This window comes from Shewanella baltica, assembly GCF_900456975.1.
GTDB classification, from domain to species: Bacteria; Pseudomonadota; Gammaproteobacteria; order Enterobacterales; family Shewanellaceae; genus Shewanella; species Shewanella baltica.
The window spans coordinates 4,720,231-4,736,967 of sequence record NZ_UGYM01000002.1 but is presented as its reverse complement, the minus strand read 5'-3'; the positions used below and the strand labels follow the sequence as shown (position 1 = coordinate 4,736,967).

The 16,737-nt window shown below is 41.4% G+C and carries 15 protein-coding genes; 6 read left to right on the top strand and 9 right to left on the bottom strand.

What is annotated here, in order from left to right:
• Positions 1-2: 2 nt before the first annotated feature.
• From DYH48_RS23770 to DYH48_RS21115, 6 genes are all read right to left on the bottom strand, one after another.
• Complete coding sequence (locus DYH48_RS23770) at positions 3-179, bottom strand: hypothetical protein (protein WP_006079436.1); 177 nt, start codon at positions 177-179, stop codon at positions 3-5.
• 163 nt (positions 180-342) lie between these two features.
• Complete coding sequence (locus tag DYH48_RS21135) at positions 343-2,415, bottom strand: FUSC family protein (protein WP_115335849.1); 2,073 nt, start codon at positions 2,413-2,415, stop codon at positions 343-345.
• A 5-nt stretch (positions 2,416-2,420) separates the two neighbouring features.
• Entirely contained in the window at positions 2,421-3,284 is an 864-nt protein-coding gene (locus tag DYH48_RS21130; protein ID WP_115335848.1) for an efflux RND transporter periplasmic adaptor subunit, read from the bottom strand.
• Between the two features lie 6 nt (positions 3,285-3,290).
• Positions 3,291-3,491, bottom strand: coding sequence for a DUF1656 domain-containing protein (locus tag DYH48_RS21125; protein ID WP_006079439.1), 201 nt, complete (start codon positions 3,489-3,491; stop codon positions 3,291-3,293).
• A gap of 465 nt (positions 3,492-3,956) precedes the next feature.
• Complete coding sequence (locus DYH48_RS21120) at positions 3,957-5,627, bottom strand: ATP-dependent helicase (protein ID WP_006084694.1); 1,671 nt, start codon at positions 5,625-5,627, stop codon at positions 3,957-3,959.
• Entirely contained in the window at positions 5,624-7,543 is a 1,920-nt protein-coding gene (locus DYH48_RS21115) for an AAA family ATPase (RefSeq protein WP_012197858.1), read from the bottom strand. Before DYH48_RS21115 ends, DYH48_RS21120 begins: the two co-directional genes overlap by 4 nt.
• A 525-nt stretch (positions 7,544-8,068) precedes the next feature.
• Between DYH48_RS21115 and DYH48_RS21110 the strand changes: the two genes are divergently transcribed.
• Together DYH48_RS21110 and DYH48_RS21105 are read left to right on the top strand one after the other, a co-directional pair.
• On the top strand, positions 8,069-9,052 hold the full coding sequence (locus tag DYH48_RS21110) for an AAA family ATPase (protein ID WP_006084691.1): 984 nt from the start codon (positions 8,069-8,071) through the stop codon (positions 9,050-9,052).
• Between the two features lie 9 nt (positions 9,053-9,061).
• The gene (locus DYH48_RS21105; RefSeq protein ID WP_115335847.1) at positions 9,062-11,566 is read left to right on the top strand and encodes a S8 family peptidase; all 2,505 of its coding nucleotides are present in this window, start codon (positions 9,062-9,064) and stop codon (positions 11,564-11,566) included.
• 225 nt (positions 11,567-11,791) lie between these two features.
• Here the strand turns inward: DYH48_RS21105 and DYH48_RS21100 are convergent, their stop codons facing one another.
• A complete protein-coding gene (locus DYH48_RS21100; RefSeq protein ID WP_012090613.1) occupies positions 11,792-13,207 on the bottom strand; it encodes a DEAD/DEAH box helicase in 1,416 nt (471 codons plus the stop codon).
• Between the two features lie 4 nt (positions 13,208-13,211).
• Complete coding sequence (locus DYH48_RS21095) at positions 13,212-13,754, bottom strand: VspR family transcription factor (RefSeq protein ID WP_006084687.1); 543 nt, start codon at positions 13,752-13,754, stop codon at positions 13,212-13,214.
• 131 nt (positions 13,755-13,885) lie between these two features.
• Here DYH48_RS21095 and DYH48_RS21090 point away from each other — a divergent pair, with 131 nt between their 5' ends.
• A complete protein-coding gene (locus DYH48_RS21090) occupies positions 13,886-14,092 on the top strand; it encodes a helix-turn-helix domain-containing protein (RefSeq protein ID WP_006084686.1) in 207 nt (68 codons plus the stop codon).
• A 109-nt stretch (positions 14,093-14,201) separates the two neighbouring features.
• On the opposite strand, the gene DYH48_RS24030 is transcribed toward DYH48_RS21090, so the two are convergent.
• On the bottom strand, positions 14,202-14,330 hold the full coding sequence (locus DYH48_RS24030) for a hypothetical protein (RefSeq protein ID WP_006084685.1): 129 nt from the start codon (positions 14,328-14,330) through the stop codon (positions 14,202-14,204).
• Between the two features lie 173 nt (positions 14,331-14,503).
• On the opposite strand from DYH48_RS24030, the gene DYH48_RS21085 reads away from it, so the two are divergent.
• The 3 genes from DYH48_RS21085 to DYH48_RS21075 are packed head-to-tail and all read left to right on the top strand — an operon-like array spanning position 14,504 to position 16,458.
• Entirely contained in the window at positions 14,504-14,734 is a 231-nt protein-coding gene (locus DYH48_RS21085) for a hypothetical protein (protein WP_006084684.1), read from the top strand.
• 60 nt (positions 14,735-14,794) lie between these two features.
• Complete coding sequence (locus tag DYH48_RS21080) at positions 14,795-15,202, top strand: LexA family protein (RefSeq protein WP_006084683.1); 408 nt, start codon at positions 14,795-14,797, stop codon at positions 15,200-15,202.
• Positions 15,202-16,458, top strand: a complete 1,257-nt coding sequence (locus DYH48_RS21075) for a Y-family DNA polymerase (protein ID WP_006084682.1) — start codon at positions 15,202-15,204, stop codon at positions 16,456-16,458. Before DYH48_RS21080 ends, DYH48_RS21075 begins: the two co-directional genes overlap by 1 nt.
• Positions 16,459-16,737 lie beyond the last annotated feature (279 nt).

The window sequence follows — 16,737 nt, the reverse complement described above, 5'->3', positions numbered from 1 at the left end:
GGTTATTTTTCTCCTAACGCTTTGTTATTTTGAATAATACTCGGTTTCAAAATGACAAAGAGATAGGTGCTTAATATTGCAAGTAAACACATAAACTGCATTGATTCCTTAGCGTGTAATCGGGTAAAGCTTGCTACTTGCGAGATGAGATTTTCCTCTGGTGGGTTCTCCGTAGACATAATTTCTCCTTGGTTGATAACTGAATTTATATCACCAATATAGTTAGTGATCTAGCTATATTAAGGCATTTTATCGGCCAAATATCAAGCTTCTATTGGATTTAAATGGTTTTGGTGGCAGTAAAAGAGCGGCTTTTGGGGCGAAAAATAGTTTGAGAACTGACTATTTTTCTGAGGTGTTTTTCTGCTCGGCGATACTGTGGGCTGTGCGTTCGAAGGTTAAAGTGATGCGTTCAAACATCCCAGTAATCATAGTGAATTGTTCGTGGGGTAACGGACATTGGGCCAGCGCTTGTAATAAGGCCTCGCTGCTGATTTTAAACTCTTCTGCGACTTGTCCGTGGGCGCAGGCGATAAATGCCTGACCTAAATTGTGTTGCCAGAGGTTGAGTGCATTTTCTAAGCCTAAGTTTAAGTGCGTATCTGAAATGCCCTGCAACATGCGCCGCATCCGAATCGACACATGGCCTAGATTAAGTGCAGTAAACACCAGATCGGTAAATACCCTCGAACTCTTGCCCGAGCCTTTTTCATAACTGGCGATCCGCAGCAGTCGATCGCCCATGCGGGCGTTAAACCAAGGATCAGGATCATCATGCTGCGCGATATGCACCAGATCTTTTTGGATGGATTGCAGCAGACGATATTGCATCAACCGCTGGCTGGGTTCGGTAATCAATTTAAACAACCAATACAGCACAGTCACGCCAACAAAAATCGCTAAGGCATTGCTGACGGTGTTTTCTATCGCAAATGAAATGGTGTTGCTGGGCTGCACTAACACAGCAAACGGCACGCAAATGCCGAGCCCATAGGGCAAGGTCGGTCGATTCGCCAAGGCGAGTAAGCCAATAAAAAACGGCCCAGCGAGCACTAAAACGAGGATTTCGAAATCGCCGCTACTCTGTGCCAGCAAAGGTAAAGCATAAAACACTGTGAGGGGCACAGCGATAGTGATGCCGACAAGAATGCGGCGCAAAATCGTGGTTAACATCGGCAGTGGTTGGCGCGCCATCATGATGGAAAAGACGACGGGCAGCAGGATCATCATGAGGACCGCGCTCGACCCTGTGCCAATCCACAGTGAAGCCCCAATGACAAACACCGCCATGCTGCGCAGGCCCGTGGTAACGCCTATTAATGGGTCTCGGTGAAACTCCATCGGCGGCGCGTTGAGCTGTACCGCAGAATGACTGGTTAGCACGTTATAACTCTTGAGCACCATGATCAGATCGGCGCTTAATTCCATCGCAACTTTGAGTAAGCGCGTCTCTAACGGCGCGCGGTCGCGGTATTGCATCAGGTTTTGTTGGAGTTGATACCTCAAGGTGCGCGCCATTTTGTAGCATTCTTGGTAATCACTGGATTGCGCCATCAAGGTAAAACTACTGCGCATATTGGCTAAGGATTTAGCGAGTGGTTCGCTAACAAGATGGGAATGATTACGTTGCAGCCGGCCAAATATTTGGATTGCCGCCAATAGCGAAAGGGTTTTATTGCAGAGAAAGTTCGCCGCATGGCTCTGCCCGCGTCCTTCGGGGCCTTCATAAATCACCGCACTGGAATCGTCACTCAGCGCCGATACTGACTCCATAATCGTGTCGATATGTTCATGGCGACTCGCATGTTCCCCCTGTAAATCGAGTTCTAATGCAAGATAGTTAAGCGTATGATTAATTGTGTTTTTAGCATGCAGTTGCAGACTATGTTTTACCTTGGTCGGCCAAAGTAGCGAGCTGACCAAGACGGCGCATATCGCCCCAACAACAATCTCGCTGATCCTCGACTGCGCCACATCGAATATTTTTGCGCTATCGGCCGTGCTCGGGCTTGCCATCACAATGAGCACTATCAAGCAGGCGGTCATGCCCGCCATAGCAAAGGCATAGACAAAGTTTTGCTGGCGCACCATGGCCGATAACCCAGAATTTAGCCCTATCCAGCAGGCGAGTAATCCTAAGGCGAGTTCGGGATAGGGCGTAAACCAGTTGAGTATGGCAATCCCCGCGAGCGCGCCGACTAAGGTGCCGCCGATTTGGCATAAGCCCTTTTCGATCACGAGTCCACTTTCGGGGCGGATTTGCAGAAATACCGCCGACACCAGCGCCCAATATGGCCGTTCTAGATTTAAGAACATGGCCACATATAAGGCGAGCGCCATCGAAATCACGCCTTTAATCGCGAAGATGAGGGTTCGTCGGTCTGGAAAGAATAAACTCTTCAGTAACAGCGTCATAATGACTATTGGTCAGTCTGTAGCTGGATGGAAACTGTCATGCCGACGCTCAGCTCTATGTCCTTAGGAATGTTATCTAGCTGGATATCGACCGGAATACGCTGCGACAATCTTACCCAATTAAAGGTTTGGCCGATTTGCGGTAATAACTGTCCATTAGTAGTGACATTGGTATTGGCGATTGCTTTACCTATGCTGGTCACTTTGCCATGCAAGACGTGACCGCCACTCATAAGGCTGACATTGGCGTTTTGACCTATGTGAACCAAGGGGATTTTGGTTTCTTCAAAATAGCCTGTGATATAGAGAGAATCTTGTTTGACCAGCGAAAATACCGAGTTGCCTTTGCTGACATAGTTGCCATTGCGCAGACTTAAATTGATCAGCGTGCCATTTTCGGGAGCGTGAATTTGTGTCCGCGCTAAGTCAATTTTGGCGGTATTCAATTGCGCCTGTGCGAGTTCATAACTGGTTCTTGCCAGTTCGGTATTGATAAAGGCTTCGTCGAAGGTTTCTTTGCTGACCAAGTTGTCATTGGTCAAACCGATACGGCGTTTGTACTTATGTTTTGCCAGTTCCCATGCCAATTTTTGGCTTTCCGCTTTGGCATTCAATTCGGCAATCGTGGCCTTGTAGCGGGTATCGTCCACAGTGAACAACACATCACCCTTATTGACGATTTGATTGTCTTTTACATTCAGTTGGTTCACCCAACCGGACACATCTGGCGCTATGGTAATGATTTCGGCGCGAACTCGGCCGTCGCGAGTCCAAGGAGAATAAAGGTAGTGTGACCATATCCAATGTCCGGCTATACCTGCAACCGCGACCACAATGAGGGTGAGGCTGATACGAAAGATTTTTCCCATGAACAATCAACTCCCAAGCAAGTAAATGACCAACGCCAGATAGCAGATAAACAGCCCAACTTCGAACCAAGCTTCGCGCCACAGCTTGTGATAGAGCCCAGTTTGATAGAGTACCAAGCGAGTGATGCAGGAAAGCAGAAAAGCTAAGGGGATAAAGATAATTAATGGACTAAATAACAAACCATCGAACGCGAGTTCTTTAAGCATTACGCTATTCATCCCGATTACAGTGGCGCAGCGATAACCGCGCTGTGTGTTTAAAATGCAAAGTACTCAGTCGAGATTATAGGAAAGTCGCGTGAGAGTTAATGATTTTATGCTATCTATGATCAATTAGGGCCAGCATTAGCTGGCCCTAAATATGATGAAATCAAAGCGAAAATCGCTTTTACCTCATGGTAACATGATACTGCCACACGTTGAATCTGGAGGATTTCTGTAAAGCCTTTAACTGCAAGGCGTGTGTGTGTTTTCCAGAAAAATGAGTTTTGGCGGTCATTTTTCCTAAAAATGTAGATATCAACATACCATTTTCCAGAAGCTTAATCATTAATGATTTTCCAAGTAGTCGTCACAATTTTTCAAGTAAGCAACGTAGTATTAGAGTTTAATTGTATCTTTCATGCTGTCATTGTAAGCAAACCCATCGTATATCATAAGTCACTATTTAATTTAGTTATTGTTAGATAAAAATGGCCTGACATAACCAGCATACTCATTAACAAGTGTTCTTTGTTCACTCCACCGACCAGAAAAGCCTTCTGGCCGTATTCGCTCTTTTGCAAATGTTAACAATAGCTTACATTTAGCTCTGGAAACTCCAACAAAAAAGGTACATAGGTTCTCTTGAGGGGCCCCAAAGTAACATTCATTTTCGATGCCTAAAAGTACTACAGTATCAAACTCTAGCCCTTTACTTTTGTGTGAGGTCAATATTCTTACTGATTGATCATCTGTAAACTGGCAAAGTGCTTCAAGTAGTGTCAGGCCTGAAGCCAAGGTTTCATCTAACTTATTAAATGTTGCCCTTAGAACTTCATTTAGACGAGAGGCTGTTTCGTAGTCATGTGAAAGTGCTGTCATTGTTTCAATACCGACAAGTTCAATAAAACTTTGAACACTTTGCCAACGACTTTGGTTATCTATTGTTATTGGGTTTTCCCTAATTCTTTTCCGCTGGCGTTGAATGAAGTTAAGCCAGATTTGCTGATATTTATCCTGCTCTTCTTCGTCATCGGTAAATGGGATCAATTGGTTCATTAGCCTTAACCAAGCTGCGGGTTCACGTTTACCAAAAGTACAAAGAAGGAAATCGACAATGAGGCGGGCAGCAGGTTCCACAGTTATATCCTGTAATTCTTGCTCGTTTCTAAAAGGTATTTGTCTATTTCGCAGCGCAGGTATTAGATGTTGGGCATATAAATGTGGTTGATTTCGTATGAGTATAGCAATCTCGTTTGGAGGGATATTATCTACGATTATCCAATTTTGAATTTGTTCGGCTAGATATTCAGCTTCACGTTGGCTTGTTTCAAATTGAAATGCTCGTATTTCTCCTTCATTGCCAACAATGAGTTCATTCGGCATCACCGAGGCAGGATCTAGTGTCCGGATGATTTCGTTTTGTAACCGAAGAAGCTGTGGCTTTGAGCGGAAGTTACGATACATGTTTAATGGTAATGCTTGAAAATCTTGAGCATAAGTGACAAAAATCCCATCAAGCGCACCTGCCCACCCCATAATTTTTTGCTTCGTATCTCCAACAGCTGTTAATCGAATTGTTGTGCTTTGGAAAGCTATTTTTAGAAACTCATACTGAATATCTGTACAATCCTGAAATTCATCCAAGAACACATCAGTATATGTTTGTCTTATGGCATTTCTAGCTACAGCAGAACTTTGGAGGATACGAGTTGCTAATGGAACCAAATCTGCAAATTCTATTTGCTTCTGAGGCGTTCTAGGACTTCCAATGGTATATTCTGAATCTAACGTGTAGATGCCTGTGAGTATGGGGCGAAAACGGTCAATAATTCGCTTAGCAAATGCATGAAACGTGTAACTATCAAATCGAGATGATAATTCATCTCCACTCCTGCGAGTTACCCGATCTTTTAGGTTTGAACTGGCATCAACTTTAAATGAAATTGCCAAAATTCGCTTCGGATAGCGGCAAGTGCCTGTTCGGAGTAAGAAGTCAGCTCGCTGAGCAAGCATTTCTGTTTTACCAGCACCAGGACCTGCTGTTAGGGCTAAATTTTTTTCGCATTCTTTTACTGCTCGTTCAGCATTTGGTTCAAGAGTTAGCCCATCCGCAGGTTTCCAGTTATCGTGTCTAATCACTCTGGTAACTCCGCTAGTTTAGCGATAACGGCGTCTGCTAATCGGCCTAATGACGGCGGTATTGAGGCAAGAAGCTGTGTATTGGAAATGTTGGACAGTGCATCAATATGCACTGCTGGTTTGCTGCCAAGCTTGAATAGCTTGTGATATGTGACGAATAACTTCCTTTCATCTTCCTCATACTCAGAAGCATCTGTACGGGATTTACCAAGTACAGCTTTAATCGTGCTTTCTTCAGGTTCTATCTGGTTTATTGCCTGTACCTTGAATGCATTAGGAAAGGCTTTCAGCATCGCTAAGTCAAGATCCATTGGATAAGAGAAAAAAATGCCGCGCTTTTCTAATTCCAAAAGATATATCAGATAGTTTTTGATTTTATATTGTTCACTATCCCACGCTGGAATATTTACGAAGTCGCCGGTTAATTGTTGTGCTGGATTGTGTAGTTTTAACTGTTCATTACAAGTTTTCACTCGTCCCCACCCTCCATTAAACCGACTCATGTCAAGGTCTAATAAAGTAACGTAAGGGATGTTTAAACCTTCAAGTAAACGCCAGAAGTGATTAACATGTCGGCCACCTAAAGGCGTTACCGTTATAGCAAATTCGTCAACAGGTACTCCTTTGGCTTCCATTAATCTAGGAAGAACAATTTCTTCACTATCACCTTCACCCAGCACAACAAGTCGAGAAAAATAAATTTCAGGAAATGCTTTTACTGCTTGCGTAACAAATTTATGTGCGTCTCCTGAAGTCTCGGAATCAGGAAGACTGATGTTTGAAATAGTAGTGTGTCTACTTGTATTTAGTCGAAGATATCGAATTTGCTTTGGCTCGATTCTTCTTAGCATTGAAGGTGCATGGGTAGCAATCAATGCCTGAGCATCTCCATTGGAATTCATTTCTTTCAAAGCACTTACAATTCTACCGAGGAAATGTGGTGATAAGCTATTTTCAGGTTCTTCAACCGCAACAATCGTGAAAACTGGGGGGCGTAACTTATCTGGGTCAAAGGAGTTATCACCATTCAAGGCCGCGCGGCCAATGACTTGAGATGATAAAACGAGAGATAAATATAACATCGACTTCTGTCCGTCACTCAAGCGCGAAAAGTCTACCAGAGTTTCATCATGTCCAGGGGTGAATGAAATGGAAAGATGACGCAGAAGTGATTCAATTTCACTGGCAACAAAAGTTATTTTTGGCTCCTTAAAAAACTCACCTTTGTGTAAGCTTGCCCATGAACTTTTTATGCTATTACTAAGAGCATTTACGGAAGTATTTGCAGCGAGATCTTGGCTTATTTGCTCTGTGTGCTCTTTTATAGCTTCCCTCTCTCCTTCCCAATTTACGGCTCTTAGAAGCCGTCCTAAAATAGCATTTGTAGCGAAGGTGATATGCTCAGCTGGATCACGACGTGCTGGTAGATAATGAAGCTGAATTAGATTGCGTTCACCTCGTCTAACTTTTGCTGTAGAGAGTGGATGTCCATGCTTATCTAGATCGTGTACATAAACAAAAGACTCCTCGATGTCACCATCAACCCCAATTGATGCTTCTAACCTAAAGCGAACTCGCGGAATTCCGTCACCATCATCAAGCCTCATGTGACCAAAGTGAGGGGCTACAGTTGTATTCCCTGCTTCATCATTAAGTTCGGAAAATTGAAAATCTGCTTCAATCCAAAGGTTTCGTTCGTCCGGAATTTCGATTTCGTCGTATGGTACATGGAAATCAGATTTTTTAATTCGACGTACTGAAGGGTCAAGAGCAAACATTCTGCAGAGAGCTTGCAATGCTGCTGTTTTCCCCGAACCGTTAGAGCCAATAAGAAAGGTTAAATTTTCGAGATTTAGTTCAGTTGAAGTAGGTCCAAAACTTTGGAAGTTGGATAAGCGTACGCAGCTAAGCTTCATGTGTAGTCCCATTTGTAGTTGTCACGACAAGTAACAGCTGGATTCGTCCTTGATGGTGTTAAGTTAATTAATCATAAGTAAAAAAGATAGTGAAAGGTGTGATCTTTCCCTCGCCGATGAAGTCGTTGTTTTCACATTGTTGAACGAAGATTTTTTGTATGAATTTTTAATTTAGTATACTGACTACTTATTGAGTTTCTAATCCAACTATTTGTCTTAAAAGGAATTATAGATGTCATACTTTATGGATACGGCTGCAAATATTTTGGGTAATTCCAAATTCAGTGTGCCACTATATAATTAGCAATAAATAAGCGAACAATGTAGTAAAAATTTCCAAACTATAATTTGGCTAAGAGTAAGACGTTTATTAAATCACAAGCAAGCTCAATCATAATCAACGAGAACCGAATACCTACTATTGACGCGTTTGAGTAGCAAGACAATCTCTTGAAAAAGCTGTATCATCGTATCATTAGCAATACAATTTGCAATTTAACTATATAAAACAATGAAGTAGCGAAAATGGCCAGTTCAGAACAACTTAAAGCTCTAGTTAGCTCACACATTGAAAAGGACGACGATCGATTTTTATCGTTAACCTTGCAAGTTGCTGCGCACGAAGCAAGGAGTGGCCACGGGCGTTTAGCTCAAGAGTTGAGAGATATAGTAGAACAAGCTAAAAAGGTATCCCTTAAGAACTTACCTATTTCTATAGCAAAAAGCATAAAAGATACCAATGGTCTGCTTTTTACTAGCCATCCCAAAGAAAAGCTGAATAATTTAACAGCTCCTGTCGAGTTAAAAGACCAATTAAAACGTCTAATTAGAGAACAAAGGCACATGGTAAAGCTAAAAAATCATGGTCTTTCACCCAGACGAAAAATCTTATTAGTTGGTCCGCCTGGCACAGGTAAAACATATACAGCCTCAATTCTTGCAGGAGAGCTAGATTATCCTCTTTTTCAAGTGAGGCTGGATGGTATACTCACCAAATTTATGGGTGAATCTGCTGCAAAATTACGACAAGTTTTTGATGCTATAAATGAAGTTCGTGGAGTATATTTTTTTGATGAATTTGACGCTCTTGGTTCACATCGTTCTTCAACAAACGATGTGGGCGAAGCTCGACGAATTTTAAATAGTTTTTTACAAATGATTGAACAGGATGATTCAAATAGCGTTATCGTATGTGCAACCAACCATATGGAAATTCTTGATCATGCACTATTCCGCAGGTTTGATGATGTAATACATTATCAACTTCCTGATGATAGTGAGATTATTACTCTTTTAAAAAACAAACTTATGCCTTTTGTTGCAAAAAGTTTTGGTTGGAATAAGCTACCAGAGCAAGCTAGAGGACTAAGTAGCGCAGAAATAACTCGTGCCTCTGATGATGCAATAAAAGAAATGTTAATTAATGGATTACCTAGAGTCACTGCTTCGATCCTAATTAAATCAATCAAAGAAAGATACAAAATGAGTCAGCATTTAAATAAAAAATAAGGATGTTAAATGTCTTTAAATAATGGAGCGAAGCCTCATATATTTCTTGGAAGAAATGGTACATCCTTACCATATACTTATCCTAAAAAGGTTATTATAAATAAAGATATTCCAGAAAAACACCGCCCAACTCATGGGGCCGCCATACAATCCCAAATAACTTTAGTTAAAAAATTTCAAGCACAGTTAGAACAAAAAGCTGCACAGTATGAGCTTGAATCAAGACTTGGAATTCAAGTAGCATTCGAAAGCTTTCCTGGCGTGGAGTTAGCAGTTGAAAGCCTAGCGGATGCTGTCCAAGGAATTGAATTACTGAATGTTCGATATTCAGAAAATCAAATTCTTGCCACTATATTTGTTCCACAAGGCAAACTTGTCTCTATTGAAAAAAAGCTCGAAGCTTACTTAAATTTTAAAAAAGACAAAAACAAAAAACCAATTGATAACAGAAAGTTATTCGATGCTATAAAGTCACTGAAAATAGCCGCTATTGAAGCCCTATGGACAGACGATCCTGATTTATTACCTGAAGACATTCACAAAGTGTTTTGGTGGGAAGTTTGGTTACCGGTCATGGATGATAGACAGGCTTTAATTCATGACTTTAAAATACTCTCAGCCGAATTAGAAATTCAGGTATCAGATCACGTTCTTGAATTTCCTGAACGCTCAGTTTTATTAGCAAAAGCAAATAGAAAACAATTCATTAATAGTTCCCTTTTGCTAAGTAAGATATCTGAATTACGCCTTGCAAAGGAAACGGCCTCGTTCTTTGATGAGTTATCACCTATAGAACAGCAAGATTGGAGTAATGAGCTCTTATCTCGAACAATGATTAAAGGCGAAAATCCACCATATTTATGTATTTTAGATACTGGCGTAAATATCTGCCACCCATTATTACAACCATTTATTAATGAAGTAGATCAATTCTCGGTTAATCCTGATTGGAGTCCAAGTGATGATAATGGACACGGTACAGGAATGGCAGGTCTTGCTTTATGGTCTGATTTAACTGATGCACTTTCATCTACAGAGACTATTAATATTAGCCATAGGTTAGAGTCAGTAAAACTACTTCGCCATTCAGGTGATAATGAAGGCAAACACTATGGAATAATTATGAGTGATGCTATTTCTTTACCAGAAATATCGGATCATAAGCGTACTCGTGTTTTTGCAATGGCATTATCATCCTCCGACAGTAGAGATAGAGGGAGACCATCTGCTTGGTCTAGCACAGTGGATGAGTTAGCTACTGATTCGCTAGGAGATAATCTTAATCCGAGATTAATAACTATTTCAGCAGGGAATACGGGGGATGATCTCGTTGGGTTACTGGAATATCCTGACTACAATCAACTACAAGATGTACATGATCCAGGACAAGCATGGAATGCATTAACTGTTGGTGCATACACACAGAAAACTCATATCACTGAAGAAGATACTCAAGCATATTCATCACTAGCTCCGCATGGTGGATTAAGTCCTTATAGTACAACATCAGTATTATGGAACAGAAATACACCAATTAAACCCGAGGTTGTCTTTGAAGGTGGTAATGTTGGTTATGACCAATTGAGCTGCTCTGGCTTTGCAAGTCTGAAATTATTAACTACACATAATAAGATAACAGAAAGGCATTTTTCTACATTTGAAGCAACAAGTGCAGCAACCGCACTTTCGGGTAAATTTGCAGCTGAAATTTATGCGATTTATCCCTCAATATGGCCTGAAACGGTAAGAGCGCTCATCGTCCATTCAGCTGAATGGACTGATGCAATGAAAAAACAATTCGTGCACGGCACAACGCCCCGCCAACAAGCAACACATTTAGTCCGTTGTGTTGGTTTTGGAGTTCCAAATTTAGATAAAGCTATAAAAAGTATGAATAATTCTCTGGCTTTAATAGTGGAAGATGAATTACAACCATATGAAAAAAAGCAGGGTAAGCAACCAAGCACACGTGATATGCATATACACGATATCCCATGGCCTAAGGATAGCTTATTAAAACTAGGGGAGGTGGATGTCGAAATGACGGTTACGCTCTCTTATTTTATAGAACCAAATCCTTCAAGCAGAAATGTTTCCGGTAAATATAGTTACCCTAGTCATCAACTTAGATTTGATGTGAAGCGGTCAACTGAATCAATTAAAGAATTCCACGCTAGATTAAGTCGTAACGCCCAAGATACAGAAGAAGGTACTGCTATTGCTCCTAGTGATCCGAACTGGTTGCTGGGTGATTTTAGGCATAAAGGTTCCATTCATAAAGATGTCTGGAAAGGAACTGCGGCTGATTTGGCTGCAAGAGGACAAATTGCGATTTACCCTGCTATGGGGTGGTGGCGCACTCGAACAAAATTGCAAAAATGGGATAAAAAAGCTCGCTATTCCATGATTATTTCCATAGCGGTACCAGAAGTCGATATTGATGTAGATCTTTATACTGACATTATGAATCAAATTGATACACCGGTTCAAATAACATCCGAAGTATTTGTGTGATACTTAATAGTATAAACTTGTGGCATCTTCAAGTTTGATTGTTTTCAGTCTCACTTTTGTACACAAAGATCTGTAAAATGGTAAAAATTTGTTGGTATTCTATCTTTGGCTTCTATAGCTTTTAAGGCTTTAGTGTATCCAATCATTTTTAGTTTTATGGAACTACCATGAAACTAAAAATCAAAGTGTCGAGAAAAGTGGGCACCATAATTCAGACATTTGGATTTAAAACGGTGAGTCAAAAGTTGAGACAACTTTTTCTCTAAAACCACCTAAAAGCTCAAATGATAACGATGCTGGAGTACCTAAAAATTCCCTTGATAAAAGCTCTACAGAATACGATTGTGTCTGTTTAGCGAGGTATTGCCTGCCAATATTCAGAATATTGCTGTTAGTAGGTGGCATTGTTTTCACTGTCATATCATGGGTTTCGGGTTGCTCGCGTTTGAGATTTATCTCGATTGGCTCTCTAAATAACACAGGTATATCAGGTATTTCTTCTGCTATACGGTTGGCAAATTCGACAAGTTTTGGCTCTGCAAAGGTGTATAGCCAAGCTTGTTGGTTCGTCGAATCATTCGTACGTAAAATACGACCTAAAACCTGCCTAAAGTAGAGCTCGGTTTTTACTCGGCTAAGGTGGCAGCAGACCTGTAGACGAGGGATGTCAGTCCCTTCACTTATCATGCCTACACTGACGATCCAATTAGTCGTACTATTTCTAAATTCATTTATCTTAAGTGAGGGGTCATCTTCTTTGTAGGTAACTATCTGAGTTGTTTCACTAAAATCTGTTTTTAGCATATTAAAGATATATGCGGCGTGCGATATTGATGAAGCGACGATGAGTCCGGCAGCATTAGGATTGGACTGTTTTATCATTCCAAGTTTGTCCGTTGCTAGCGCTAAAGTATGTCGAATTGCTTCATGATTTTTGATGATCGACTGGTACGAAACCGATGAGCATTTAAATAAGTCATCTAAACAACTGTATGTCTTTGTTTCGTTTTCTTCGTCAGTAACTAAAATTTTGTCATTATCAATAAGTACAATGCGGGGGCTACGACATACACCGTCGGCAACAGCTTCCTTCAGGCCATACACATAGTCACATTGAATTTGATTATCAGGGTCGGTATATCGAGATAAAACAATCGGTGCTTGATCTGAGCGCCAAGGCGTACCAGTTAACGCTAGTGTGTACTGCGCTTGATCTTGTATGTTGAGTAGAATCTCTTCCCCCCATGCGTTCGCATCTTCTAGAGAGCTCCCTGCGCAATGATGAATTTCATCAAAGATCACGAGTACTCGATTTCTTTTTAGCAGTTGCCAAAAGTCTTCTTTAAAGGCCAACATCCCTTGGTAAGTATAAGAGCAACCAACTGAACCTATCACGCCATCAAACCGGCAGCTTAGACGACTTGAAAAGGTTTGTTTCATCCCTTGAGATATATTCACTGACGGGGAGAAGCACAGTACAAAGTCGATTAAATCATCTTCAAATAATTTCGCAGCAACTTCGGCTGCCATAATCGATTTTCCAGCCCCAGGCGTTGCTAAACAAAGAAAGTGTCTATGTGCACCGTGAAAGTGTCTTAGAGCGCGTTTGACACACTCTGATTGCCATTGTCTAAGTTGCATTCGGTTACTTTTGCTGATGGGTGATAGCAGATTTAATCGCTTTGATTTGGCCAAGTAGTTTTGAGCTTGTTTCGCGAGCCTGCAAGTACTGGGATTCGAGGTGTACTTTCATGTCGGGAAAGGATTGATATAAGCGCATATACTCTTCGGACTCGCCGATGCTCGTAAATAAATCAATTTCGGATTGCTTGAGCCGCTCTTCTAATTGATTAATTGCATTACTTTTTTGCGTGTTTCTTGTTGGCGATTCTGTAGTGGATGTAGATGCCTCTGATTTTTGCAGAATAAAATTTGTTTGAAAGAATTTTGCAGTCTTTTGGTAAGTTGTTTCCTTCGTCTGTTCATCCACATTTTTATCTAAGATCCCCTTCTTCACGAGCCTGTGGACCTGACGATAAATGAAATTGTAGGTATCACTAAGACTAGGAGCGCTAGTTGAAGCTGCGAGATAGGCGTCTCTCAGGCCCATTACTTGAAAATTATTGAAGCTCTCGTCCTGGAGAATGTTATGCAATGTCGTGCATATTTTGATTGAAGATTTAGGCATGACGTTCTCGCAGCAGGCTGTTTAGTGATCGCTCTAAGCGTTATTAGAGCATTGTAAATGTAATGCGGATTATAATCCGTGGCTTTGTAAGCCGCAACTTTGGATAGTCTTTCTCTTTAACGAGATGAAAAATGAAAGACTTAGCGATCCAATTTGGGGCGAAACTGCGGGAAGAACGTAAACGGCTTGGTATTTCTCAAGATAAAATGGCGCTATTGGCTGAAATTGACCGTAGTTATGTAGGACGAATAGAGCGTGGCGAGGTAAACATCACGCTCGAAAAGGCTTATCAGTTGGCCGAAGTATTAGGGTGTGATATCAGAGTACTCTTGCCATAAGGGAAGCGCTAATTGATCTCAAATTGCATTTCTAGCGAGGTTTTTTGATTCTGCTCAGTTTACCCTTTGCAGTGTCCGCGAACTTCCGAGTTAGCACTCTAGGTTTATATTAGTCACCTTTTTTGTGCTTGTGTGGTTTTAGGTCGGAGTGTTCTTTCTTTTTTCCCTCGGTAACTCTTTGCCTTTTATCCGGCGTACCATCCTCGTTTGTTCTTTTAGGCCCTGGTTTGATTTGCATATTTAACTCCTTGTAATTTAAAATTGTGCAAAATTTATTCGCCAATCTAAGTTAACTCGCTTTTGCCCCAATGAAAGTTTGGTTCATCTTGATTGATTTTGCATTTTTGCCCCGCTGTTACTACATTTCAACGTAGCTAAACAGGTTGTCTATTTGCAAAGGAAAGCAGAACCATGCTCTTCAGACCAGTGCGAGTCTTTGTCACAACATTATTTTTAACCACTTTTGGCTTCTTTATCATGTTTCTGGTGCAGTTGTCGGAACCTACCTGTGTTGATGATTTATCTGAACTAAAAGATATCGTTGCAAAGAGAAACCAGACGGGTGACACCACCGCGGCGAATGTTGACGTGGGGTTTGATAAAGAAAAGAACCAATGGTGTTACATCGAAACATCACAATAATTCTTGCCAGTTACCTAACAACGCCTATAATTACTGTATATAAAAACAGTGGTATTAACTATGCGTATTATCCCCATCCATGCCAGTGCCGGTATCACTGGCTTCGAAAGCCCTGCAGCTGAATATGGTCAATTAGGTCTGAGCCTCGATGAGCTGTTAGTTGTGCATCCTAGCGCGACTTTTATTGGTATCGCCAAAGGTGACTCAATGCAGGGAGTGGGCATTTTTTATGGCGATTTACTGATTGTTGACCGTCAGGAAACCGCGCGTCATGGTGATGTGATAGTTGCCAATTTCAACGGTGAATTTGTATGTAAAATCCTCGATAAAAAGCATCGCATGCTGCTGTCGTCGAATGAACAGCACCAACCTCAGCCTATTCACGATTACGATAATTTTACCATTGAAGGTGTTGTTATTCGTTCTATTCGTTGTCATCGCCAAAGTCCATTATTAGCAGACATCTGATGTTTGCCTTGGTAGACGCCAACAGTTTCTATTGCAGTGCCGAGCAGGTATTTAGACCTGATTGGCGTGGTAAGCCAATGATTGTGTTGAGCAACAATGATGGCTGCATCGTAGCGGCAAACAAGCAAGCGAAAGAACGGGGTGTGCCTAAGTTTGCACCATACTTTCAAGTCAAAGACCTGTGTACGAAATTAGGTGTCATTGTTTGTTCAAGTAACTATGAGCTCTATGCCGATTTATCTGCAAAGATGATGAATATCATTGGCCGATTTGCACCAGAGCAGCATGTCTATTCGATTGATGAAAGCTTTCTCTCCTTTAAAAATAGTTACCCCGCCATTAAGTGCTTACAAGCCCAAGGCCAGTTGATTCGAAAAGCGGTTTGGAAAGAAACACGTTTACCGGTTTGTGTCGGTATCGGCTCAACACTCACACTGGCTAAAGCTGCCAATCATGCGGCAAAGAAGTTACCTGGCTATCAGGGTGTGTGTGCTATCGATAATGAACAAGACCGGATTTCAATTTTACAATCAATGAGTGTGAATGATGTCTGGGGCATTGGGCGCAGGATAAGCAAAAAACTTGAATTGATGAACGTAAGAACCGCCTATGACTTAGCAAAAATCCCTGCAGGTTTAGCGCGAAAGCAATTTAGTATTGAAATAGAACGCACTGTGCGTGAACTCAATGGGCAAGCGTGCAAAGTGTGGGACGAGGCGAGGGCGGATAAGAAGCAAATATTCTCAACTCGTAGTGTGGGCGAGCGTATTACCGAGTATGAGGATTTACTGCAAGCGTTAAGTAAGCATGTGGCGATTGCCGCAGCGAAAGCGCGTAAGCAAGGTTCTAGCTGTAAAACCATGTTGTTGTTTGCCAGCAATTCTCCCTACGATGAACGCCCAACAGGCTTTAAGACCTTAGTGCACTTTGCTTGCGCCACTGATTGCAGCATTGAGCTTATTCAAGGGATGACACAAGCAGCATCTCAACTTTTCCGTGCAGGCGTACGTTATTACAAAGTCGGTGTAGGTCTGATTGATTTGGTCAGCACCCAGCATGGCCAGTTAGATTTATTCAATGTCTCAAAAGCCAAACCAGCATTAATGAAAACCCTCGATGGCATCAATCAACGTTATGGTACTGATACCTTATTCATTGCCGCCCAAGGTATCGAGCAAAAATGGGCCATGCGTCGAGATTTACTCACACCGCAATACACTACCAAGTGGAAATGTCTGCCCGAGATAAAGTGTTGATATCTGACAGTAGATGGATTTATACGTTTATGCCCCAAAGCAATTCAGCGCTTTACTTTTAAACATCGCCTTACATTCACTTATGCATGAGATTTTGTAATCCATTCTGTAAAATTAAGAATGGCATCTCCAACATACTCCTAGCGTTTATGCATCAATCGATGAGGTATAGCTATTTCCATTTTTAGACTAAAAACTAAACAATTAACGGAGCGTAACAAATTGGGTCATATTAGTTAACCTCCCAAACCAAACTGACATTATCCATCTATTCAACAT

Coding starts and splice junctions, on each gene's coding strand:
- DYH48_RS21095 (WP_006084687.1), bottom strand. CDS start 13,754: ATGCCTAAATCTTCAATCAAAATATGCACGACATTGCATAACATTCTC.
- DYH48_RS21085 (WP_006084684.1), top strand. CDS start 14,504: ATGCTCTTCAGACCAGTGCGAGTCTTTGTCACAACATTATTTTTAACC.
- DYH48_RS21115 (WP_012197858.1), bottom strand. CDS start 7,543: ATGAAGCTTAGCTGCGTACGCTTATCCAACTTCCAAAGTTTTGGACCT.
- DYH48_RS21105 (WP_115335847.1), top strand. CDS start 9,062: ATGTCTTTAAATAATGGAGCGAAGCCTCATATATTTCTTGGAAGAAAT.
- DYH48_RS21100 (WP_012090613.1), bottom strand. CDS start 13,207: ATGCAACTTAGACAATGGCAATCAGAGTGTGTCAAACGCGCTCTAAGA.
- DYH48_RS24030 (WP_006084685.1), bottom strand. CDS start 14,330: ATGCAAATCAAACCAGGGCCTAAAAGAACAAACGAGGATGGTACGCCG.
- DYH48_RS21090 (WP_006084686.1), top strand. CDS start 13,886: ATGAAAGACTTAGCGATCCAATTTGGGGCGAAACTGCGGGAAGAACGT.
- DYH48_RS21075 (WP_006084682.1), top strand. CDS start 15,202: ATGTTTGCCTTGGTAGACGCCAACAGTTTCTATTGCAGTGCCGAGCAG.
- DYH48_RS23770 (WP_006079436.1), bottom strand. CDS start 179: ATGTCTACGGAGAACCCACCAGAGGAAAATCTCATCTCGCAAGTAGCA.
- DYH48_RS21135 (WP_115335849.1), bottom strand. CDS start 2,415: ATGACGCTGTTACTGAAGAGTTTATTCTTTCCAGACCGACGAACCCTC.
- DYH48_RS21125 (WP_006079439.1), bottom strand. CDS start 3,491: ATGCTTAAAGAACTCGCGTTCGATGGTTTGTTATTTAGTCCATTAATT.
- DYH48_RS21080 (WP_006084683.1), top strand. CDS start 14,795: ATGCGTATTATCCCCATCCATGCCAGTGCCGGTATCACTGGCTTCGAA.
- DYH48_RS21110 (WP_006084691.1), top strand. CDS start 8,069: ATGGCCAGTTCAGAACAACTTAAAGCTCTAGTTAGCTCACACATTGAA.
- DYH48_RS21130 (WP_115335848.1), bottom strand. CDS start 3,284: ATGGGAAAAATCTTTCGTATCAGCCTCACCCTCATTGTGGTCGCGGTT.